This is a genomic window from Candidatus Nanopelagicales bacterium, assembly GCA_030700225.1.
Taxonomy (GTDB): domain Bacteria; phylum Actinomycetota; class Actinomycetes; order S36-B12.
The window spans coordinates 1-22701 of sequence record JAUYJT010000044.1 but is presented as its reverse complement, the minus strand read 5'-3'; the positions used below and the strand labels follow the sequence as shown (position 1 = coordinate 22701).

At 65.0% G+C, this 22701-nt stretch carries 21 protein-coding genes; all 21 read right to left on the bottom strand.

Translation table 11 applies throughout. From position 1 onward, the window contains the following. Positions 1-47 precede the first annotated feature (47 nt). The 21 genes from Q8P38_06240 to Q8P38_06140 all read right to left on the bottom strand — a co-directional run bounded on the left by Q8P38_06240 (position 48) and on the right by Q8P38_06140 (position 22428). The gene (locus Q8P38_06240) at positions 48-1931 is read right to left on the bottom strand and encodes an NlpC/P60 family protein (protein ID MDP4014201.1); all 1884 of its coding nucleotides are present in this window, start codon (positions 1929-1931) and stop codon (positions 48-50) included. A 101-nt stretch (positions 1932-2032) separates the two neighbouring features. Beyond that, entirely contained in the window at positions 2033-3715 is a 1683-nt protein-coding gene (locus Q8P38_06235; GenBank protein MDP4014200.1) for a sulfatase-like hydrolase/transferase, read from the bottom strand. After that, entirely contained in the window at positions 3716-5233 is a 1518-nt protein-coding gene (locus Q8P38_06230) for an alpha/beta hydrolase (GenBank protein MDP4014199.1), read from the bottom strand. 117 nt (positions 5234-5350) lie between these two features. After that, the gene (locus Q8P38_06225; GenBank protein ID MDP4014198.1) at positions 5351-6520 is read right to left on the bottom strand and encodes a DNA polymerase III subunit delta'; all 1170 of its coding nucleotides are present in this window, start codon (positions 6518-6520) and stop codon (positions 5351-5353) included. After that, positions 6517-7134 carry a dTMP kinase gene (tmk, locus tag Q8P38_06220; protein ID MDP4014197.1) on the bottom strand — a complete coding sequence of 206 codons (618 nt, stop codon included), beginning with the start codon at positions 7132-7134 and terminating at the stop codon, positions 6517-6519. The genes Q8P38_06225 and tmk overlap by 4 nt, the downstream gene beginning before the upstream one ends. 43 nt (positions 7135-7177) lie before the next feature. Further along, positions 7178-7882 (bottom strand): serine O-acetyltransferase, encoded by a 705-nt coding sequence (gene cysE / locus Q8P38_06215; GenBank protein ID MDP4014196.1) that lies wholly within the window; start codon positions 7880-7882, stop codon positions 7178-7180. Next, positions 7882-8814, bottom strand: coding sequence for a cysteine synthase A (gene cysK, locus Q8P38_06210; GenBank protein MDP4014195.1), 933 nt, complete (start codon positions 8812-8814; stop codon positions 7882-7884). Before cysK ends, cysE begins: the two co-directional genes overlap by 1 nt. A 73-nt stretch (positions 8815-8887) precedes the next feature. Next, positions 8888-11527: a type I DNA topoisomerase gene (gene topA / locus Q8P38_06205; GenBank protein ID MDP4014194.1), complete on the bottom strand. Its 2640-nt coding sequence runs from the start codon at positions 11525-11527 to the stop codon at positions 8888-8890. Positions 11528-11576: 49 nt separating this feature from the next. Continuing rightward, a complete protein-coding gene (locus tag Q8P38_06200) occupies positions 11577-13937 on the bottom strand; it encodes a sodium-translocating pyrophosphatase (GenBank protein ID MDP4014193.1) in 2361 nt (786 codons plus the stop codon). Positions 13938-14109: 172 nt separating this feature from the next. After that, entirely contained in the window at positions 14110-14484 is a 375-nt protein-coding gene (locus Q8P38_06195; protein MDP4014192.1) for an ATP-binding protein, read from the bottom strand. 2 nt (positions 14485-14486) lie between these two features. Next, the gene (locus Q8P38_06190) at positions 14487-14822 is read right to left on the bottom strand and encodes an STAS domain-containing protein (protein MDP4014191.1); all 336 of its coding nucleotides are present in this window, start codon (positions 14820-14822) and stop codon (positions 14487-14489) included. Positions 14823-14946: 124 nt separating this feature from the next. Beyond that, positions 14947-15339 (bottom strand): hypothetical protein, encoded by a 393-nt coding sequence (locus Q8P38_06185; protein MDP4014190.1) that lies wholly within the window; start codon positions 15337-15339, stop codon positions 14947-14949. Next, entirely contained in the window at positions 15336-15710 is a 375-nt protein-coding gene (locus tag Q8P38_06180) for a hypothetical protein (protein ID MDP4014189.1), read from the bottom strand. The genes Q8P38_06185 and Q8P38_06180 overlap by 4 nt, the downstream gene beginning before the upstream one ends. Positions 15711-15863: 153 nt before the next feature. Continuing rightward, on the bottom strand, positions 15864-16277 hold the full coding sequence (locus tag Q8P38_06175) for a pilus assembly protein TadG-related protein (GenBank protein MDP4014188.1): 414 nt from the start codon (positions 16275-16277) through the stop codon (positions 15864-15866). Further along, positions 16274-16669, bottom strand: coding sequence for a TadE family type IV pilus minor pilin (locus tag Q8P38_06170; protein ID MDP4014187.1), 396 nt, complete (start codon positions 16667-16669; stop codon positions 16274-16276). The genes Q8P38_06175 and Q8P38_06170 overlap by 4 nt, the downstream gene beginning before the upstream one ends. Positions 16670-16725: 56 nt before the next feature. Further along, positions 16726-16908 carry a DUF4244 domain-containing protein gene (locus Q8P38_06165; GenBank protein ID MDP4014186.1) on the bottom strand — a complete coding sequence of 61 codons (183 nt, stop codon included), beginning with the start codon at positions 16906-16908 and terminating at the stop codon, positions 16726-16728. Between the two features lie 138 nt (positions 16909-17046). Continuing rightward, a complete protein-coding gene (locus Q8P38_06160) occupies positions 17047-17772 on the bottom strand; it encodes a type II secretion system F family protein (GenBank protein ID MDP4014185.1) in 726 nt (241 codons plus the stop codon). Next, positions 17769-18464, bottom strand: a complete 696-nt coding sequence (locus Q8P38_06155; GenBank protein ID MDP4014184.1) for a type II secretion system F family protein — start codon at positions 18462-18464, stop codon at positions 17769-17771. Before Q8P38_06155 ends, Q8P38_06160 begins: the two co-directional genes overlap by 4 nt. Then, positions 18464-19738: a TadA family conjugal transfer-associated ATPase gene (locus tag Q8P38_06150; GenBank protein MDP4014183.1), complete on the bottom strand. Its 1275-nt coding sequence runs from the start codon at positions 19736-19738 to the stop codon at positions 18464-18466. Before Q8P38_06150 ends, Q8P38_06155 begins: the two co-directional genes overlap by 1 nt. Before the next feature lie 7 nt (positions 19739-19745). Beyond that, positions 19746-20786 (bottom strand): cellulose synthase operon protein YhjQ/BcsQ, encoded by a 1041-nt coding sequence (locus Q8P38_06145; protein ID MDP4014182.1) that lies wholly within the window; start codon positions 20784-20786, stop codon positions 19746-19748. A 562-nt stretch (positions 20787-21348) separates the two neighbouring features. Then, entirely contained in the window at positions 21349-22428 is a 1080-nt protein-coding gene (locus Q8P38_06140) for an IS110 family transposase (GenBank protein ID MDP4014181.1), read from the bottom strand. Between the last annotated feature and the right edge of the window lie 273 nt (positions 22429-22701).

Genomic DNA, 22701 nt, shown 5'->3' with positions numbered 1-22701 from the left:
CTAGTGATCCCCTATCGCCGCGACGGTGGGCCAAAGACTCAGTTGGGCTAGCGCTTGCCCGACTTCTTCTTGGGCGACTTCGACTTGCGCTTCGGCTCATCCGAGGGTGAAGGGAGCGGAGTGGCTGCTCCAGGAGGCGGATTCCCGACCGTGATGTGGACGTGGTCCATGTGATTGGCGGTGCAGTTGCCTCGGCCACTCATGCCACGCCATTGGGCTGGCTGCATTATGGGCTGGCTTGATGTCCAGATCTTCTGGTGCCAGATGATGTAGTTGATGCCGAATCGCTTGGCGTGCTTCATGAAGAACATCGAGATGGCGTTCCCGATCGCCACGTTTGCCGGGTCTGTCGAGCACCCCCCAGGCATCATGATGTCGACCGCATGTCCCGACGGGTGGTCGGGATACGGATCGCTTGGACGCCATCCCCCGATCGTGGTGATCTGGGACCAGATGGCGGCGACGCAACGGCCAACGGCTATCGCTTCGGGAACCATGTTCAGCTCGCCGAACACCTCTGGTTTCGCGGGGCACTGCACTGGACTGCCGATCACTTGGCCGTCTGGCGTCGTCATCAGCGCTGACGGATCCGCGCCGCATTGCCACGGCTTGCCGGTGGTCTTGGGTAGCGCGTTTGCTCTCTTTGGACCAGGCAGAACTTGTCGGCCCACCTTCCACAGGCGAGTACTTGGGATGGGGATGGCGTTGACACCCCCGCTGGACGCGTCCGCGGCGATCATTGTCGAGTCATTCAAGATGATGCCAGCGTGGTTGACTCCGTGCCGACGGTCGCTGAGGAAGGCGATGTCGCCGATGATCCCGCTGTCGCTGGGCAGCAGTGCTGTTCGTTCGGCTAGCCCGGGAACTCCTCCGGCCACGAGAGCGCGCTTGTTGTCCTTGGCCGAAGGGCCGACGGTCGGCATGTTCCACGCACGGTCGACCAGAGACGAGCAATCCAGCTCTCCCGCCGCATTCGCTTGCCAGCGGTACCGCGTACCCAGGGCTGACACGGCGTAGGTCACAGCTGCGATCACACGCTCGGGAAGTACGACGACGCGGTCGCTCCCGCTCTTCCACACCGCTGTTCCGGGCACGGATCGGGATGCCGTGACTCCGTCGGGCAGGTCTGAAGTCTTGATTTGATTAGCCGTGACGACTGGTACGCGCAGATCCGCGAGTCTGGTCAGGTACGCAGCCCAGGATGCCGCCGCCTTGCTGTTTCGCTCGGCCTGCTCTGGATCCAGCAGCGACGTCGTCACGGCCAGATGGTCCGCCCACTGGCCAGCCACACCCGCCAGTTGGCGTCTAAGCCCGTTGAGCTGATCGTCCACCGCACCAAGGCTGACCTCGGCGGCACTTTGTGCCGCATCCGATGCGAGCTTGGTTTCCTCCGTGCGCCGCAACACCTCCATGGCCTCACGGAATTCGTAATCCTTGCTTCCGCCCACCCGTCTGGCGGAGTCCGCGCGTCGGATCAGGTCTCCGGGCTCGTTGGTGTCGATCACGGAGGCGAGGAGGGTCAGGTCGGTCGGCCCGCCCATGTAGATCGACCTGGCGTACTGCCCGACGATCCGGCGGGCCTGGTCCACAGCGGACTTGTCCTTCGCCACCTCACGGGCAAGCTTGTCCGCACGGCGCTTCGCTACTAGGTAGCGGTCGCGCGCGGCCTCGCGGACCTGCCGCGTGCGGGATAGATCGTCTTGCAGGCGGCTCGTGGCTTCGGCGATCATCGCGGCTTCGGCGGCGGCCCTATCCGCTGCCTCTTGGGCTTCGCGCTCGGCGGCTTCGTCGCGCTCCGAAGAACCAGACTTGTCCTTGTCGTCAGACTTTTCAGATGAGATGGCCGGACTCAGCGCGGAAGCCCCCGTGGGCGCCAGAAGCGCCGACAGGCCCAATGCGATGGCGGACAGACCGCTGATGAGACGAGACATCACCGACATTGTATGTCGGCGCCTTTTAGGCCCGCCTTGGGCTTTCCACAGAGCGCTACCGAAACGTTATGTTGTGTCGCCCCCCGTGGCCGGTTCCGGCGCTAGGGGGTTGCGCTGGGCGACTCGCTGGGGCTCTCGCTGGGGGTTGGCTCCGGGGTCGGCTCCGGGGTCGGCTCCGGGGTCGGGTCAGGCGGGTACTCCCAGCTCGGCTCGTCAAAAGAAGGGCCGAAGTCCGGTGGCACGTCGGCGCACGCCAGTCGCGCTGCGGAACGCAGCACCGCCACTCGGTCGGCCACTTCTGGGTCATCGGCGCGGTTCGTCAGCTCGAACGGATCCGAAACGTAGTCGTAGTATTCTTCCTCGCCCGACCCGTAGCGGACGAACGCTTCCTGGTCAGTTCGCCAGCCGCAGTACGGTGGGCGCCTTACTGACGGACTGGCCGAATAGGCGGCCGCCTTCAGGGGGAGACCTGTGCGCTTCGCCGTCCCGATCAGCGACATTCCCGCCGAAGTCCACGGCACATGGGCAGCGGCCATGATCGTGGCGGATAGGTCGATGTTCGCGCCCGCGATCCTGGAGTCAGACAGGCCGACCGGAGTTCTGTTCCCGTATCTGATCATGAGTGGCACTTCGGTCGCGGCCCGATAGGGGACGAACTTGCGCATCAGCCTGTGCTGACCATGCAGGTAGCCGTTGTCGCTGGTGTACACAAGCAGAGTGCGGTGCAGGCGTCCTGTGCGCCTGAGGACCTTAACTATCTTGCGCACTTGGTTGTCCACGGATAGGAGCGTTTCCCGCTGCCTGACGTACTTGCTCCCCAAGGGGTTATTGGCCAAGACCTCCTCGGGGTCCTGGTCGGTGACGTACTTGGGCTTGTCTGAGACGTCCTGTTCCATGATGGACGGGTCGGAAGCCCACCAGCGTGTGTCCGTGAGGGTCGAGCGATGCTGCTGTTTCGCCCGGAATGGGGAGTGTGGAGCGTATGGCGTCAGCAGCGCGAAGAGAGGCTTGCGGCGCGGAGTGCTCTTGATGAAGCGTACGGTCTGCTGACCGAAGTGCTTTGTTGAGTACTTCTTCAGAACTCGGACTGAGTAGTTTCTTACCGCCTTGCCAGACGCCGCCCGGCGCTTCTGGCGCTTGGTCTTCAGTGTGCTGGCCGGATATGAGAAGTAGCGCCCGCTGCGGCTTGTCGTGGTGAATGCCTGGAACTGGGACCATCCCTTCGGTGACTTGCCGGTGAAGTACTTGCCGAACTCGTTGAAGTACTTGCCGAAGAGCCCCGTTCTGTATCCAGCCTTGCGGAGCGCGACCGCGATGGTGCGCTTCTCGTTCCCGTTGGAGCGGAACGCCCAGTATCCACCGGGTGGTCCGCTCCGGGTGTTGTCGTACACGCCAGTCTCATCTGAGAGGCGGCCGGTCAGAAGGGCGGAGCGAGATGGACAGCATATGGACTCGGGGACGAGCGCGTTTGGATAGGTGATCCCGCGTGCGGCTACCTGTCGGCGCACCGCCGTCATGTCCTCCATCATGGACTTGGGTTGGTCGTCGGTGAGCACTACTACTACGTTCCACGGCTTGCCGCCGGAGAGCGACCTGCGCAGCCACGACAGAACTGCCTCGTTCGGCTCAGACGCAGATGCGACTCGCACCCCGGACCGCACAGGGTCGGCGCTCGCTGCCCCGCCCCCAACGGTCTGCGGCGCCAGCAAGGCGCTGGCGGCGACCAGCAGCGAGACGCCGATGACGGCGCACGTGACTCGACCTAGACCCATCTGACGTCTCATCTACTCGCACCTCGGGTCGTTTTTGGGCACGCGGCCGGTTAGGAGGTAGTCGTTCACCGCGCGGTCAACGCAGGCCGAGCCGTTCATGTAGGCGGTGTGCCCGTCAGCGTTCCACGTGATCAGGTGACCATCGGTCAGTTGCGACACGACCCGTCGCGCCCACTTCAACGGAGTGGCCGGATCCCGGGTTGGTGACACCACCAGGATGGGTCCCGCTCCCGCGCCGTCCACCTTGAACGGTTTCCCTGTGGGTGGTGTTGGCCACTGCCCACAAACCAGGTCTGACCACGCCACGCTCGCCCCGAAGGTCGGAGCGATCTTCGCCCATTCCTTCTCGCGCTTGGCTAGTACAGCCAGATCGCTTTCGGCGGCTCTGTCCAAGCATGTCACCGCGTAGAAGGCTTCGATGGAGTTGTCCTGATATTGGCCGTCGGAGCTGCGATCGAGTCTGCGGTCAAGCATCTTCATCAACTTCGAACCATCGCCGCGGAACGCCGGTGCCAGACCGGCTGAGAGCTCGTCCCAATCCCCGTAGAACGGGGCGTAGAGATAGTAGAGAATCGCCCCTGCCGCGAGGGACTCGGTTAGAGGTCGATCGCGCTCGGCCTTGATCGGGTTCGCTCGCAGATCTTTGAGGAAGCGCTGGATACTGGCGACGCCCTTGTTCACGGACCCCTTGGGCAAAGGACAGCTCCGCCGCCGCTGGCAATACCGCACGAACCGGCGGAGCTCCTGCTCGAAGCCGATCGCTTGGTCGAGATGCACCTGCTCAGATGTCAGATCCGGCGGCAGTACTCCATCCAGAACCATCCGGCGGACCTTGTCCGCGAAAAGCCTCAGGTAGGTCTCTCCGATGAGCGTTCCATAGGATTTGCCAAGATAGTTGAGCTTGTCGTCACCGAGAGCGGCGCGCTGTATGTCCAAGTCCCTGGCGACCGAGTCGGTTGACATGTACTTGTACGAGTCGGGGGACGTGGCAGCGCAGTCCCTGCCGAATTCCTTCGCCATCTCCGCGAGATCCTCGGCCTCCCGCGGATTGCTCGGAGCACCGTCGGCCGCTATGAAGGAGTCCAGTTCGGAGTCGGTCACGCAGTCGACTGGATCGCTGCCTCCCACACCGCGGGGGTCGAAACCAACGATGTCGTAGCTCCGGCGGACCTGACCCGAAACTCTGTGCGCCACCGTCCTGGCATAGTCCACGCCGCTACCGCCGGGGCCACCTGGATTCACGACCAGAGAGCCCAGGCGCTGGTCGCCCGTCGATGGGAGTCTGACGATGTCGATCTGGAAGTCCCCCGCAGAAGTGTCTTCGTAGTCCTTAGGCACCGAAAGCATCGCGCACTCGAACTCGCCGCCGCATGATTGCCAGTCCAGATCCTGGTCGTAGTACGCGCTGAGGGGAATGGCCGACGACGACGGATCCGGCGGCTGCTCCGGGTACGGTGCCGACACACACGCCGCGACCGCCAGGGCTGGCGCGAGCACAAGCACCGCGATTTTCGCGGTCAGGCGTTTCACGAATCGGACCTCCCAGACGCCCGACTCTAGACGCTTTCAAGCGATTCTTGCCGATCTGAGGTCGGAACGTGTCGACACTGTCACCGACCGTGGCCTGTGGGCGACTGCGCGTGCCTGTCAGCCCCGAACCGGGTGGAGCAGGTTCACCATCAGTGCTTCGCAGACCAGCGCTGGAGGAACGTTGCCGGCGAGTTGCGACCGGGCTCGCGATATCGCGTCAATCCGAAGGATCGTCAGGGCCGCGTCGCCTGAGCTCGACAACTTCTCGATCAGCGGCAGGATGTCAGCGTTGATTAGGTCAGCTCCCGCGCCCAGCTGCATCACTAGCACGTCGCGGTACAGACCAGTGAGGTCGACGAAATGCCGATCGAGTTCGTCTCGTGTCGAACGCGACGACCGTTGTTGCTGGTTCTTGTTAAGCTCAGTCATCGCACTGCGGGCCAGCGCTTTGACCCGAAGAGCCGACACGCCGGTCGCACCCTGACCGTAGGAGTCCAGCAGATGGCCCGCCTCGCGTTCATCCAGCTCCTTGTTGCGGGCGCGGGCATCGTCGTCAGCGACTCGCCGAAGTTCGTGGGCGGCGGCGTAGGCGGAGTCCAAGCCCCCGAGTCGGTGGGGGATGCGCAGGACCATCATGCGCCTCTCCCGTGTGTGTTCATCGATAGCCAAGGCTCGCGCGCGACCGATGTGGCCCTGTGACGCGCTCGCCGCGAACGCCGCCGTCGCCGGGTCGACCCCCTCGCTCGCTAGGGCCTCGGCGATGTCTGCCGCCGACGGAATCCTCAAGGCGACATGTCTAGTCCTAGACCTAATCGTGGGGAGCAGGTCCTCGGGGCTAGGGGCGCACAGTACCCATACCGCGCGCGGGGTCGGTTCCTCTATGGCCTTGAGCAGTGTCGATGCCGCGGCGGGTGTCATTCGGTCGGCGTCCAGGATCACGAAGCAGCGCCAGGCCGACATCGACGGCGCTCCCGAAGCACGCGCTACTAGCTGTCTTGCCCGGTCCTTGCCGTGGCTGAGGGTCGTGGATCGAACCAAGTCGACATCCGCGTGGCTGCCATTGAGTACGGCTCGGCACGCCGGGCAATCGCCGCAACCCTGGCTCTGGCAAACCAGCGCAGCCGCGAAGCACACAGCGGCGATCGACCGGCCGGACCCCGGCGGACCAGTGATCAGCCAGGCGTGGGTCATAGCCCGAGGGTCGCCGCTTCCGTGTGCTGATGCGGCAGCCGCACGCAGTTGTGTCAATGCGCTCGGCTGCCCGATCAAGCTGTGCCAGACGTTCACGGGAGATCTCCGACAAGGCACCGCACAGCTTCCCAAACCTGTTCGTGGATTCGCGGAACCGGGTCCTGCGCCGGCAGTACTAGGTACCGGGTTGGCGCCCTGTCGGCCATAGCCAGGAAGGCGCCTCTGACGGCCTTATGGAATTCAAGTGGTTCGGCTTCGAGCCGATTGGCATTCTCGGCGCGTCGCAAGCCGGAGGCTGGATCAATATCGAGCAGAACCGTCAGATCCGGCACAAGCCCCCCCGTCGCCCACATGTTCAGGTTCGCGATCCAATCCTCGCCGAGTGCCCGCGCCACTCCCTGGTACGCGACAGAGGAATCCAAGTAGCGGTCGGTAACAACGACCTCTCCCCTCAGTAAGGCAGGCTGAATCGTCATCGCCACGTGATCGGCCCGTGCCGCCGCGAACAGCAGTGCCTCGGTCCTGGCATCCATCTGGGCATCTTGAGTTAGCAGCAAGGACCTGATCTGTTCGCCTAGAACCGAACCACCGGGCTCGCGGGTAGCTCGAGCCGCTTGACCTGCGGCAGCCAGTCGGTCAACCAGCATCTGACACTGAGTTGACTTGCCGCTGCCGTCGCCGCCCTCGAACGCTACGAATGCTCCAGCCACCACATGAGCTTAGGCTCCAGGTCCGACACGGCCGCGCACACGGTCAGATCGAGAAATCCCCGACCCGGAAGTCCTCACCCCGCCAAACTCCGTGGACCGGAGCGTGCGGGCCGGGGCCCGCGTGCCCCATCGTCATCCGCTCCAGGTCCTCGACGCGGCGCAGCAGCGACACGACCGTGTCGCCCATCGCGTCGGGCGCCTCAGCCTCGCTGTCCGCCACCGAAGGGGTGTCGGGAGCGATTCTGGTCACGACTTGGCCTGGGACTCCGACAACGACGGTTCCGGCCGGGACGTCGTGAGTGACTACTGAGTTCGCGCCGACTCTCGCATTCGCGCCGACGGTGATCGGGCCCAGGATCTTCGCCCCCGCCCCGACTACGACGTTCGACTCCAGGTTCGGATGGCGCTTGCCCTTCTTCAGGCTTGAGCCACCGAGCGTCGCCCCCTGGTAGATGGTGCAGTCGTCCCCAACAACGGTCGTCTCGCCGATGACAACGCCCATCCCGTGATCGATGAAGACTCGACGTCCCAGGACCGCCCCCGGGTGGATCTCGATCCCGGTCACGAACCGTACGAGGTCGGAAAGCCAGCGGGCCAGCGTGCGCATCCGATGGTTCCAGAACCAGTGAGCGAGTCTGTATCCCCATTGCGCGTGCAACCCTGGGTAGGCCAGAAAGACCTCCAGCTTCGTACGCGATGCTGGGTCTCTATCCAGAACGGCCCGGATGTCTTCGCCGAGCCTCGCCATCAGTCCATCATGTCGGAGTACAGCAGCGTGGACAAGTAGCGTTCGCCAAACGACGGGATGATCGCGACTATCAGCTTGTCCTGCATTTCTTGGCGAGCGGCGATCTGCAGTGCGGCCCATGTCGCAGCACCCGAAGATATTCCGACGAGTAGGCCTTCTTCGCGAGCCATCTGCCGGGCGCACATCAGCGCATTCTCGTCCGTTACACGCACGACCTCGTCGTAGATATTCGTGTCCAGAACCCCTGGGACAAACCCCGCCCCGATGCCCTGGATGATGTGCGGACCCTTGGTACCGCCAGACAATATCGGCGAAGTATCCGGCTCCACGGCGACAATGCGAGCCTCAGGGCGCTTCTCCCGCAGGAGCTGGCCTATTCCAGTGATAGTGCCCCCTGTTCCCACTCCTGAGACCAGGCAGTCGATTTGGCCATCCGTGTCGCGCCAGATTTCCTCGGCGGTCGTGGTCCTGTGTATGTCTGGATTCGCCGGGTTCAGGAACTGCTGGGGCATCACCCAGTCCGGGTTCTGTTCCTTGAGGTGTTCAGCCGCCATGATAGCCCCGCCCATGCCATCCGGGCCTGGAGTGAGAATCAGTTCGGCCCCGTACGCTCGCAGGATCGCGCGCCGTTCCTTGCTCATTGTCAGGGGCATGGTGATGACCAGCCGGTATCCGCGTGCCGCACAAACCTGGGCGAGTGCGATTCCGGTGTTCCCGGAGGTTGGTTCGATTACTGTGCCGCCAGGCTTGAGCTCCCCGGATTCCTCGGCCGCGTCGATCATGGACAGGCCGATCCGGTCCTTGACGCTCCCGGCCGGGTTGAAGAACTCCAGCTTGGCCACCACAGTTCCAGGCAGGCCTTCGGCGAGGTGGTTCAGGCGGACCAGTGGCGTTCCGCCGATCAGAGCGGTGATGTCGTGAGCGATATTCATTGGGCTCCCTGTCTCCGGACCGAGTTGGCTGTGTATTCCAGGGCCTGCTCGGGCTTGTGGCCGATCGTTTCTCCTACGTCTTTGGAAGGGGGGCCTTCTTCGCAGGCGCCTTCCGCTTGCCAGTCTTCTTGGCCGGGGCCTTCTTCGCACGCGAGCTGGGCTTCTTGGCCGGCCCCTTGGCTCGCCGCTCGGCCAGGAGGCTCGCGGCTTGGCTCAGCGTAACCGAAGCCGGATCCTCGCCCTTGGGGACGGTGGCGTTGTACTCGCCATCGGTCACATATGGACCGAAGCGCCCGTCCTTCAGGGTTACTGGTTTGCCGCTTGTTGGGTCGAGTCCCAGTTCGCGTCCAGGCGCCGCGGCTCGTTGGCCACGTCGTCGCGGGGGCTGGGCAAGCAGAGCAAGGGCTTGCGGAACCGCGATGGTGAACAGTTGCTCCTCGGTCTCAAGTGAGCGGCTCTGCGTGCCCTTCTTGATGAATGGGCCGTAGCGTCCGTTCAGCGCGACTATGGGTTGGTCGTCGGCGGGATCATTGCCAATCACGCGCGGAAGTGAGAGCAAGCGCAGCGCGTCGTTGAGGTCGACCGACGTCATGTCCATGTCCTTGAACAGGGACGATGTCCGCGGGCGTTCCGTCGCTGGGGAGCCTTCCGGGAGAACTTCGCAGACATAGGGACCGAACCGACCGGTCCTAACGACGACGACGTTTCCGCTGGCGGGGTCCACGCCCAGCTCCCGCTCCCCCCGCGGCTGAGCGAACAGTTCCTCAATCTTCTCTGAGGTAAGTTCGTCCGGCGCCAGATCTTCTGGCACGTTGACCCGCTCTTCGCCGCGTTCCAGGAAGGGTCCGTACCGGCCGACTCGCAGATCGGCGTCGCTGCCTTCAATCTGGAACGTAGCCAAGGCCCGAGCGTCGATCTCCCCGACTCGATCGACAAGAGGCCTCAGGCCATCGAAGCCGACCGTGGCGTCACCGAGGTAGAACCGCCGCAAGGCGTCGAGCCGTGATGTGTCTCCTCCGGCGACCGCGTCCAGCGTCTCTTCCATGCGGGCAGTGAACGAATAGTCCACGAGGTCCGCGAAGTGGTTTTCCAGAAGTCGTACAACGACCATGCCGAGAAAGGACGGGACGAGTGCGGACTGTCGCCTGCGCACGTAGTCGCGATCGATGATTGTCGCGATGATCGAGGCGAATGTGGAGGGGCGTCCGATCCCGCGCTCCTCAAGAGCCCTAACGAGGCTGGCCTCGGTGTAACGGCCGGGTGGGTTGGTTCGATGCGTTTCGGAGACCAACTCCGTTGCGCTGATCTCCTGGCCCTCCGTCATGTGGGGAAGTGGGCCGGCATCGCGCTTGGCGTTCTCATTGTCGCTGGTGTCCTGGTAGGCGGCGAGGAAGCCAGCGAACACCACGACTGTGCCGGACGCGCTGAATTCGACTTGCCGTCCATCAGATGCTGTGGCCGACAGCCGGGCAGTGGTCGTGGCCACTGTCGCGTCCTTCATCTGCGAGGCGAGGGTTCGCCTCCAGATCAGCTCATATAGCGCCATGTCGTCGCCTGTCAGAGCCCCGGAGGCCTCCGTGGGTAGCTGGAACACCTCACCCGCCGGGCGGATAGCCTCGTGCGCCTCTTGGGCGTTCTTGACCTTCTTGTCGTACTTGCGCGGGGCGGCCGGGACATGGTCGTCGCCGAACAGTTGTCGCGCCTGACCGCGCGCTGCGGAGATCGCCTGCTCTGACAGTGTCGTTGAGTCGGTTCGCATGTAGGTGATGAAGCCGCGGTCGTACAGTCCCTGTGCGACCCGCATCGTGCGCTGGGCAGTCCAGCGGAGTCGGCGCGAGGCTTCCTGCTGCAACGTAGACGTGATGAAGGGAGCCGCTGGTCGTCTGGTGCGCGGTTGCTGTTGGACGGAGGCCACGCTGAACTGGCTGTCGGACAGGGACTCGGCCAACGCGCTACTCGCCGCAGCATTCAGCACGAGCAGCTCAGGATTAGTCAGCTGTCCCGTGTCCGAGAAATCGCGGCCCGTGGCGACGCGCTTCGCATCCACCCGCACCAGGCGGGCGGCGAACGGTCCGGGAAGAAACGACCCGCGCACGTCGCAGTATTCGGCCGAACAGAACGCGATCCGCTCACGCTCACGCTCGACAACCAGCCGCAGAGCCACGGACTGCACCCGGCCTGCCGACAGCCCCTGCTTGACGCGTCGCCAGAGCACCGGTGACACCTCGTAGCCGAAGAGCCTGTCAACGATGCGCCGGGTTTCCTGTGCGTCGACTAGGTCTGTGTTCAGGTCTCGAGTGTTCTGGGCAGCTGCCGCGATGGCCTCGGGCGTGATCTCGTGGAAGACCATTCGCCGGCAGGGCACATCAGGATTCAGCACTTGGATCAAGTGCCACGCGATGGCCTCACCCTCGCGGTCCTCATCAGTGGCCAGTAGCAGTTCGTCGGATTCCGCCAGGGCCTTCTTCAGGTCGCGGACCTTCGACTTCTTCTCAGATGGGACCACATACAGCGGAGCGAAGCCGTTGTCGATATCGACGCCGGTCTTCGCCCAGGCCTGCCCCCGGTACTTCTCCGGTACGTCGGCCGCTCGGTCCGGCAGGTCCCTGATGTGGCCTACGGAGGACTCCACGGTGTACCCGTCGCCCAGGTATCCCTGGATCGTCTTGGCCTTCGCGGGTGACTCAACGATCACGAGTCGGCGCGTCGCCACGTTCCCACTTCTGGGCAAAGCGATCTTCTCCCTATCGGATCCTTGGGCGTCAGGCGCCTACGGGCCCTTCCTGTGCGGGCACTTCATTGATTTCATCTCCGACCGTGATCGGGCGGCGCTTGCCGATGACGATGGACACGACCACGATGGCCAAGGCCACGAGGGCGATTCCCCAGCGAGCCACAGTCTGGTCGCCAAGTGTCATCGTGACGACGAGTGGAGCTATCAGTAGTGCCACTAGGTTCATCACCTTGATCAGGGGGTTGATGGCCGGCCCTGCGGTGTCCTTGAACGGATCGCCCACAGTGTCGCCGATGACGGTCGCCTCATGGGCGGGCGACCCCTTGCCCCCGTAGTTGCCGTCCTCGATGTACTTCTTGGCGTTGTCCCATGCTCCGCCGGAGTTCGCCAGGAACACTGCCATGAGCATGCCCGTGGCGATGGTTCCGGCCAGGTAGGCACCGAGTGCCCCGACGCCAAGCCCGAAGCCCACCGCTATTGGGGTGAGGACTGCCAGCAGTCCCGGCGTGACCAGTTCGCGAAGGGAATCCTTCGTGACGATGTCGACTACCCGCCCGTATTCGGGCTTCTCTGTCCCGTCCATGATTCCCGGCCTGGTGCGGAACTGACGGCGGACTTCGAAGATGACCGCGCCGGCGGTTCGCGACACAGCGCTGATCGCAAGCCCTGAGAACAGGAAGACGACCGATGCGCCGATGAGCAGACCGACAAGGTTCGCCGGGTTGGCGATGTTCAAGATGCCCGTGTATTGAAGGGCGTCGATCACGCCCACACGCTCGTGGAGTTCCGCAGCGTTGGCGATTATGTCGGCGGTGGCGGCCCCAACCGTGTCACGGAAGGCCCCGAACAGGGCGGTCGCGGCCAAGACGGCTGTAGCGATCGCGATGCCCTTTGTGATGGCTTTCGTGGAGTTGCCGACAGCGTCCAGCTTGGTCAGGATCCGGGTGCCATCGCCCTTGACATCGCCTGACATCTCGGCGATGCCCTGGGCGTTGTCGGAGACGGGCCCGAAGGTGTCCATCGAGACGATGACGCCGACCGTCGTTAGTAGACCGGTGCCCGCCAGAGCGACGGCGAACAATGACAGGAGTACCGAGCCGGACCCGAGCAGCATGGCGCCATACACAGCGGCTCCGATGATCAGTGCGGAGTACACCGCTGACTCCAGCCCCAGCGAGATCCCTGAAAGCACAACGGTCGCCGGTCCGGTCAGGGAACTCTTGGTCACGTCGTCAACGGGGCGGCGGTTGGCTTCGGTGAAGTACGCCGTCAGCTGTTGAATGGCAGCAGCCAGTGCGATGCCGATCAGGACGGCGCCTATGGCCAGTACGCGGGGATTGAAGCTGTCGATTCGCAGCAGGCCCAAGTCCCCGATCACGATTCCGTTGAGGTCCGTGATGCGCGCGGGCAGGAGCAGGAAGACCGCGCCGATCACAAGAATCGCGGAGATGCCCGCCGAGATGAAGAAGCCGCGGTTGATCGCCGACATCCCGGAGCGGTCGCCGGCCCTTGGGGAGACGGCGAAGATCCCTACTACCGCCGTCACCACGCCGATCGCGGGGACTACCAGCGGGAAGATCAGGCCTAGCTCGCCGAAGGCAGCCTTGCCCAGGATTAGTGCCGCCACCAGTACCACGGCGTAGGACTCGAATAGGTCGGCTGCCATGCCCGCGCAGTCGCCAACGTTGTCGCCTACGTTGTCAGCGATGGTCGCGGCATTGCGCGGGTCGTCCTCGGGTATCCCGTGTTCGACCTTGCCGACCAGGTCGGCTCCCACGTCGGCTGCCTTGGTGAAGATTCCGCCGCCCACCCTCATGAACATGGCTAGGAGCGCGGCGCCGAATCCGAAGCCCTCCAGCACATTGGGGGCCCCGGACTTGTAGACAAGGACTACGACGGCTGCACCGAACAGACCAAGGCCCACGGTGAACATTCCGGCGACGCCACCAGTACGGAAGGCGATCCGCATCGACTTGGCTTCGTCTCCGTCACGTGCCGCCGCGGCCACGCGCACGTTGCCACGCACCGCCAGCCACATTCCCACGTATCCGGTTGTGGCCGAGAAGATCGCACCGATCAGGAAGAAGGCACTCCTGCCGATTCGCTCGCTGGTGCTATCGGCGGGCAAGAGCCACAACAGGAAGAACACGATCACCGCGAACACGGACAGGGTTCGGAATTGACGGCTGAGGTATGCCGCCGCCCCCTCCTGCACCGCAGCGGCGATGCTCTTCATCTTGTCGGTGCCTTCGCCGGCGGAGAGCACCTCCCGGACCAGCAATCCCGCGACGCCTAGCGCCAGCAGGGCGATCACTGCGACGACGGCCGCAATCGTCATGCTGCTGCTGGTCAGCTCTACGTGTTCGAGGGCGACGGAGAGATTCTCCACTTGATCTCACTCCTTGCTTGACTCCCCCTTCCCGCCGCTGCGCGACGGGTGGGGGCCCCAGGCGTAGTGCGCTGGGGCGGCATTTCCGGATGTGGCGGATCCCGCAGGTTCCGCCGACCGCTGGAATCCTACGTGAATGGCTATGCGCGGCCTATCGGTGGCCTGCTGGCACCTACCTTGGGCCGAGCGCCCAGGCCAGGGTCACTGTCTGTCCGTTCCATTCGTTCTCGGTGACGACAACGCGCGGAGACAAGGCCTGGATCAAGGACACGGATAGCTCCGACTCGTCGTCAGCGACGACATCCTCAGCCGTGGTGTCGCTGACGTCGACTCGGAACTGGTCCAGATCATCGCGGACCGAGATCCGGACACGCTCCCCAGGGCGAGAGCGCAGCATGGCCCGCGCGACCGCCTCAGTCACCGCCAGTCGGATGTCGTCGACTGTCTCAGGGTCCATCCCTGCCCGGCGGGCCGCTGCTCCAACGACCATGCGCGCTGTCATGGCCTGCTCAGGCAGGGCCGGAATCGAGAGTGTCGCGATGGGCATCGCTAGGTCCCCAATGCTTGGTCGAGGGCTGGCGAAAGCGCCAGGACGTCGTCGAGTCCCGTGATCCGGAAGACTCTCGCGATCCGCTCCTCGTCCGCGACCACGCGCAGCCTCCCGCCAGCTTCGCGTACCCACTTCAGGGCTTTGACCATGACGCCCAGGCCGGTCGAGTCCAGGAAGTTCACCCCGGTCAAGTCGATCACTAGCTTGGTCTTTCCTGCCTTGACCAGCTCCTCCAGGCACGCCTCGAAGTCCGGAGCCGTGTAGACGTCGAGTTCACCGGTCACCGCCACGATTGTCTGGTCGCCAACATCTCGCGTCTCGATGCCAAACTCCACGCGGACCTCCTCGTAAGTGTGCCGCTCAGGTGGCCCAGTCTGCCGTGTTCCAGGCCAGAGCGCTTGCCGACCCCTTACTTCCGTGGCCGGTTGAAGTGAACGGTGTCTAGGTCAGGCGGTAGTGCTAGGCGGACTGGAGTGCCGGGCGCTGAAGCGCGTACAGGCCATCCTCGTCCACCAGCGCGAGTCGCCAATCCGTGGACTCCGACAGCTTGTCGAACACTGAACGAGCCGCCTCCTTCTGCATCTGACGATCCTCGTCGAGGAGATACTTGTCGCCGACGCTCATCGTTGCCACGCCCAGGGGGAAGGGATCAGACTCCAACCCCATGTCGTCGGCTTCTACGTCCAGAAGCATGTCGGGCCCCAGCAGTCCGCTGAACCAGCGGTACCCATTCCGCTCATATGGCTGCAAGTCTGTCGCCAAGAGCCGGGAGACTTCAGCAGCGAACTGGTCAAGAGTCAAAGGACTACCCAGGTCCGCGAGAACGTACTCAGCCTCATTCAACGTGATCACGCCCCCTCCCAGGTCAGGTCGACTCCGGTTTCGTCGATCTCTATGACCACGATACGCCGGAAGTGGCGACGATACCGCCGCTCGATGGTTGCCAGCGCATCCTCGACTTGGTTGCGGGTCAACGTTGAGCGCGTCAAATCGACATGGACAGACTTCGATTGCCCTTTGGCTCGTCGGATTGCATCGACCAGTCCCGACGAAAGTCCCGTGCGGGGGCCCTTCAACTCCCAGCTTTCGCCATTGATCAACACGTCCGGTGTGCGTGCCGAGGGGTGGCGCGGCAAGAACACGACGTCGTGTCCGAGGTCCGCCAGCTTCTGAGCGTGATCGAGTTCGCGTTGATGCAGGCCCCGGACGGCGGTCCGGTCCACGGATCCCTTCCTGCCGGGGCGGTCAGGCAGGGGGCCAGTGTGCCGTGGTGGGTGTTGCGGGTTCCTTGATGGGTCGTTGACCGGGGTGCGCCCCACTTCCACCTGATGCCCCCGTTCCGGTGGCGTGACCTGCGCTGCCGCCTCTGGGCACTGTCAGGTTGGCGACCTGGCCTCGGGATCAACAACGACTTCGGCTCGAGCGTCTGCGCGGATCGTCGAGTCGCGAGAGACCCGCGCGATCCAGCCGGGGATCGGGACTGTCACAGAGATCGCCACGGCGGCGCCTTCGAGTTCGCATGTTCGCAGCTCGGCGCCGTTCGCGCGCGCGATCGCCGAGCCCGCGTCGCACGGATCGGCCGAGTCGAACAGATGCTCTCCTACCGCGAGCGCTGCCAGGTCGGCCGCGTTCGCGGCTCTGGTGCGTGCTTGCATCAGACCCGTGATCGTCAACGCGCCGAGGGCAACGGCCACGCTCAAGGCGACCGCGATTGCCAGCAGCCCGACGATCGCGCCACTGTCGCCCCGACCCGCCCTCGCCCGACTGAACCGCTGCGTGTTTGGCGTCACGAACGCTCCATGACGGCGACCGCTTCGGCGCGCACTGTGTAGTCGAGCTTCGAAAGAACCGGTCCTGGTCCTGAGAACCGTCGCGAGACCCTGACCGAAACTTGTTCCTGGGAGCGCCTGACCTCGACTGATACTGGCCCCAGGATCTGTCTCGCTTCGGTCGCCGCAGCCTCATCCGTCGCGCCGCGGGCAACCAGGAGTGCCGCGTCTCGCGCCGCGCCGTCTGCCCGCGCTTGCGCCGCACCCAGGGCCACGGTCCAGGCCAGGCCCAGAGTCAAGATCACGATCAGCGGCGTTGCCAGCGCTGTTTCAAGCGTGACCATCCCGGATTCCGATTCCGCCCGGCGATGTTTGGCTCCGCGGGGTGCCTCCTGGGCGCTCGGGTGGGGCATCAGCCACCCCACCCGAGCCGACGTCCTCCGACGCGAGGGCCCAGACTTGCCCATCGTCAGGCGAAGAGCGAATGGAAAGCCCATTCGATGATCCGGCGCAGTAACTCAAGGAACCAGTCGGACGTCAACAGCTTCAGCAGCAGGCCGCCAAGGCCTGCCACAGCCACAGTTCCAACGGCGTACTCGGCGGTCGACAGGCCCGTCTCCTCTTGCCTGATTCTTGCGATGACTCCGCTCATTTGTCCCCCAATCCCGGTACAAGACCGGATAGTGCGACCAGGATCGGTCGCTTGAACAAGCCTGCGAGCGAATCCGACTAGCGGGTCGGGCGATTTCGCTCCTGGGGACACAGGACGCTTCGGAAGGGCTGTTGATAGTCACCACTTCAGGCCAGACACGTACGCCGCCACGACAGGAACGACCGACAGCAGCATGAAGGACGGCAGGTAGCACAGCCCGAGGGGCAGTACCGCGCGAACGGATATCGACCTCGCCGTTGTCTGGGCTTCGTCGAAGTAGCGCGCTCGGGAGTCCTCAGCGATGCGGTCCAGGATTGGCCCCACAGCTGCCCCCGTGCGCGCCGAGCGGATCATGCCCTCCGCGAGTGGCGCCAGGATTGGCTCGGCGATCGCGGACGCCCACGCGTCGCGCGGATCAGCTCCGAGTCGCAGGGCCCGCGCGACGAGGCCCAGGTGGTTGGAGATCGGTCCATCTGAGGCGGAGCGGACCACATCCAGTGCTGCCGCGTCAGTCATGCCCGCGCGGAGTGCCGCCGCCAGCAGGTCGATTCCCGGCGGCAACCCCCGGGCAAGCTCGAGGCGGGTGCGCTGCTGCTCGCGGGTGCTAAGTCGGGGGATCCCAAGACGAATGGCGAGTCCAACGAGCGACGCCACCAGAGCCCCGAGGGGCCACCCGAGCACGGCGAGGCACGCCGCAGCGGCCAGGAGGGCCACCCAGGTGGAGGCGCTTCCGATCGTGAGCCGTCCCCGTGGCGGGCTTACGGCTTCACCGGTCCTGACACGATGCGGTATTCGCCTCGTCAGCCGGAGAGACGGTGAGCGCCACAGGACTAGAGCTAGCGCCGCTAGCCAGATCCACTTCACTTTCCGGGTTCCATCTGGCGAGCCAGGTGTCTGGTCCAACCGGCTCCAAGCAGGTTCAACGACAGTCCGGCGGCGAGAGTCAGTAACCCCAGTGGCGTTGTCATGAGCCAGGCGACGGGATTCGCCCCGAGCATGGTGGCCAGGCCGACACCGATCAGAGGCAGTATGGCCATCAGGCGGGCTGTCGCGCGCGGCGCGGCCAATTCGGCATCTATCGATCGCTCTATCGCGAGGGTCCGCCGGTAGCCGTCCGACAGGTTCTCCACGGCGTCCGCCAGTCCGGCTCCGCTGCTTTGGCCTACCTGCCAGCAGGCCGCCACCGTGTTCAGCAGCGGAACGCCCGCGCGTAAGGCATCGGTCCGAAGGCCGGCCGGAATGTCGCCGCCGGTCGTGGCAGCGCGCGCGGCGCGATGGGCGAGCGGCTGTACGCGGTCGACGGACGCCAGTGCGGTAGCCGCCTCAGTGCCCGCGCGCAGTTCGGCGGCCAGTGCCATGGCCCAGCGCAACGCCTCGTCTTGCAGTTCCCGGCTGCGGCGCCGGGAGGCGAGGCGTCCCAGAGCCGCGTCGATAGCTCCGGCAACCCGCGACGCGGCCGACGCCGTCCATCGAAGCGAGCTGCGTTGCGGCACGAGAGCGGGCGCCGTGAAGGCGGCTGCGACGAGGAGAGCGGGCGCGAGCAGTTCCCTGGGCATCAGGACGCTCCGACTACAGCTCGCAGATCGGCTCGCAGCGAGGTTCCGTCTGTTCGTCCCATGGCGGCGAGCATTCTTTGGATGACTGGGTGGGACGGTGCGTGGACAACCGGATTGCGTTCTGTGAAGGACACGATGCGCCTCACGGCAGCGATTCCATCCGGCTTCATCTCAACGCCACCTATCGTCTGGATCCGCCGCGACCCGTCGGGCTCGCGCACGACGTGCAACACAGCATCCAGCCCAGCGGCGATCTGGCTGTGAACCGCTGCCCGGCCCAGACCGGCGGTGAGGGCTAGGGCTTCGAGCCGGGGCGGCACCGCGTAGACCTCATTCGCGTGGACCGTGCCGCTGCAGCCCTCGTGGCCGGTGTTCATGGCAGCCAACAGATCGGTGACCTCCGCGCCCCTGGCCTCCCCGAGAACGATTCGGTCAGGGCGCATGCGCATTGCCTGACGGACCAGATCGGTCAGGTTGACTCGGCCCGCCGCTTCGGCGTTAGCGACACGGCCCTCCAAGGACACGCAGTGTGGGTGAGATGGTCGTAGCTCGGAGGATTCTTCGACAACTACGATCCGTTCGGTCATCGGCACGACTTCCAAGAGCGCTTGCAGGACTGTGGTCTTGCCCGAGCCGGTCCCGCCCGTGACGAGGAAGGCGAGTCGGGCCGCCACCATCGCCTTCAGCCACGGCAATCCAGCAGCTGAGATGGAGCGGCGATCTAGGAGATCGTCCAGCGTCAGGCCAGCTGCCGCTCCGACCCTGAGGGAAATCAGAGTTCCAGGATGGGCCAGGGGCGCCAGAGCGGCGTGGAGTCTTACCCCATCCGGCAGCCTGGCGTCCACGAACGGAGACGAGTCATCCAGCCGACGGCCAGCCAGTGCCGCCAGGCGCTGTGCCAATGCCCGGATCTGCCCCTCATCCCCCATCCTGACCTGGCTCCTGTGCAGCCCCGACCCGTCGTCCACCCACACCCCGGCGGAGCCGTTGACCAGCACATCCGTGACGCCTGGGCGTTCGAGCAACGACTGCAGTGGTCCGGCGCCGCACAGTTCGGCCGTGATTCGCGCGACAAGGGATTGGGCAAGACCTGGGTCCGCGACGAGCCCGACCCCGCGCAGCGCTCGTCCAACATTCGCCGCGATCGGATCCAGGTCGCGCTCCGCGAGCCACTCGCGCACGCTCTTGGCGAGCGTGGTCGGGTCGGTCGAGGGTGTCGGGGCTGCGTTGTCGGCGAGCGGGCGAACCGGCCGCAGGCGGGTCTGTGCTGCCACGGGCGCACTAGGCGGCGGCCGAGAGAGGCCAGGCTGTCGCAAGCAGATGCTCGGCGGCCTTGCCTATGCCGCCGGACGTGACTGAGGTGAGTAGGTCTCCAAAATCGGCGGCTCCCATCACGGCTCGACTCCGGGGGATGCTGACCAAGTCAGCTGGGGCCAGGGCCTTGCCGACGGCGCTGAGCGACAGGGGCCCGCTGCCGACGCGCACGGCCGTCACGCATGGAAAGGCCTCTAGCGGCCCGTCCAGCAGGGCGCGGGCGGTGGCCACGGCCGTCAGCTCCAATGTCGTAACGAGGATGACGGCGGACTCGGCCGGCACGGCGGCCCAGTCAAGGCGGTACCTGGGCAAGTCCACGATGGTCACGTCATAGGAGCGACGCAAAGCGGAGAGCGCAGGCAACCAGGAGGAAGAGGCGCTAGCGGCGCCAGATCTCTGGGAGAGTATGGCGATCCGCTCGGACGTGGGAAGTCGTTCGCTCAGCGCCGAGGCGGGGAGCTGGCCTCGAGCCGCGCTCAGGTCCGGCCACCTCAGGCCCTCGGTCTCCTCCAGTCCGAGGGCTAGGTCCAGGCCGGAGCCCGCTGGGTCGCCGTCTACGAGCAGGGTTGTTGTCCCGCGGTCAGCCGCGGCTCGGGCGATCGCGGCGGCGATCGTGGTGGCGCCGCAACCCCCGCGAGCGCCTACAACACAGACCGTGCGTCCGGACGGACCACCTGGGTCCGCCAGGCTGGCTAGCTTGCCTCGAAGCCATGACCAGCCATCGGGCAGGAGTACCACGCGATCCGCGCCGATCCGGACGGCGGCCTCCCACACTCCTGGGTCCGTGCCATTGGAGAGAAGGACAAGGTCCCTGGCCGTGTGGGCATCGAGCAGGACGCAGCCATGCTCATCAAGCACCCCCGCGTCTATGAGAGTTAGTGAACCAGGATGGGCGCACGCGTCCTCGAAAGTCTCAGCGACGATGAGTGAGACGTCGACTGCGGCCGCCATCTCGGCGACTTGTTCGCGGATCAACTCTTGCCTGCTCAACAGCACTACGTTGCGCATCGCACCCCCTAGCTTGTCTCCAGATTCATCTGGACGTGGCACAACTCTGCGCTCCGGAGACGCCTTCGCGGCGAGCTGGCGAGCGCCTGGGGAAAAGTCGCGATCATCGGCGCCTGTGGAAGGAGCGCGTACGCGGCCGTATGTCAGGCATGCCGGCTCTTCGGATTTCGCGGGCGCGCGGCCTCGACATGTCGCTGGTCCCGCCCAGCCCTGGCACACCGCGCTTCGGGATCTACCCGTTATCGTCGTTGATATGTAGGTGGGGGTTGTCAAGTCGGCGCGCGAGGGCCGTGTCCCAGCAACCAGCTAGGACACGGCCCTCATCTTTGGGCCCGTTGGGTTCCGCGCTGTGGGCCAGCGTGTCTTTGCGACGCGCGGTCAGACTGATATGCGCGGGTTGGTTACCGCAGGACGGGCTGTTCGGCTGGAACGAGCCGCTGGTCTACCAATCGAGCGTGGCTGCCGTGAAGGGAGCTGCTCATAACGACATCGCGGGTCCGTTCCACGCGCTGCGACCCGGGCGGGAACTCAACGGGTGGTTTGTGGCTGTCGCGCCTGGCAACTATTCCAGGACCGCCAGCGACCAGCACCAGCCCGCCAGTTCGCGGGCGATCGCGACAGTAGCGATGGTGGGACGTTTCTTGCGTTCGACGAACCGCATCCAGCGTTTATGCAGCCGCCAGTTTCCTTCATGGCCACGGGCACGGGCTTGCACAGGGGCCAGCTCCCAGCGTGCCCGCAGAGCGATACTGGGCCGGTACGGGCGGCGGTGGTGCCAAGCCGCCTCCACCAGCAGCCGGCGAGCGTGACTGTTCCCGGTCTTGGTGATCGACCCCTGCGACCGAGAACTTCCCGAGGAGTACTCCGTTGGCACCAGCCCCAAGAATGACCCGATCGTGGAGCCGGTGAACCTGTGCCAGTCCCCAACCTCCACCGCCAGCCCGAAACCGGTCAGCGTCGACACCCCCCGCAGACAGTTCAGCCGCCGCACCACATCGGTGAATTCGCTGTCCGCCGCCATCGCCGCGATCTGCTCATCGAGACGTTCGCGCCGCTGCAACGTCAGCACCACCGCCTCGTACGCGGACTCGAACGCCAACTGCGACCCGGGGATCTCGAACCGCTGCCGACTCAGCCACCGGTTGTGCGGCTGGTTCCATGTCGGGCTGCCGTCGTAAACGATCCCGTGGCGCAGCAGCAGTTTCGACACCCGGTGCCGCGCCGACATCAGGTCGCCGCGGCAATCCTCCCGTGCCCGCACAAGATCCCTGGCAGCCTCTTGCGTCCGCGACGGAATAGTCACCTCCGCGATCTGCCCCAACCTGAGCAGCTGCGCCAAATGCAACGCGTCACGGGAATCGGTCTTGACCCGATCACCGGCCGGGCGCTGCAGCTTCGACGGCGCCGCCACCACACACTCCACCCCGTTGGCGGTCAGGAACCGCGCGAGGCCAAAACCTGTTGGACCAGCCTCATACACAACCCGGACCGGGCCGGGCAAGCGCCCGATCCAGGCCAGGACCTCCTTGCTGTCCGAACCCATCCGCCGCCGATGTAACTCACCTGTATCCGTTTCGATCGCCGCCGCGACCACAGACCTGGCATGCACGTCCAGACCAACACACGTACGCTCAATAACCACTGGGACCTCCTCACAAATGTGGCTCGGTCGAACCAGACGCGGCTCTGTCGAACCAGACCAAGCCTGCTCGACAACCCACGACCTTTGCGAGCGAGGTCCCAGCCCTTCCCCATACCGTCTACCGGCCCGGAATTCGGGCTCTCCCGGCATGAATGTGGGTGAGTTTCGGCGCTGAGAGTGCCGAACCGGTGCGGGGCAACGGATCTGGCGACACGGTGACCGGTGGGTAAGGCGCACACGGGGCGTGGCTCTATGTTCGGAAGTCGACCAAGA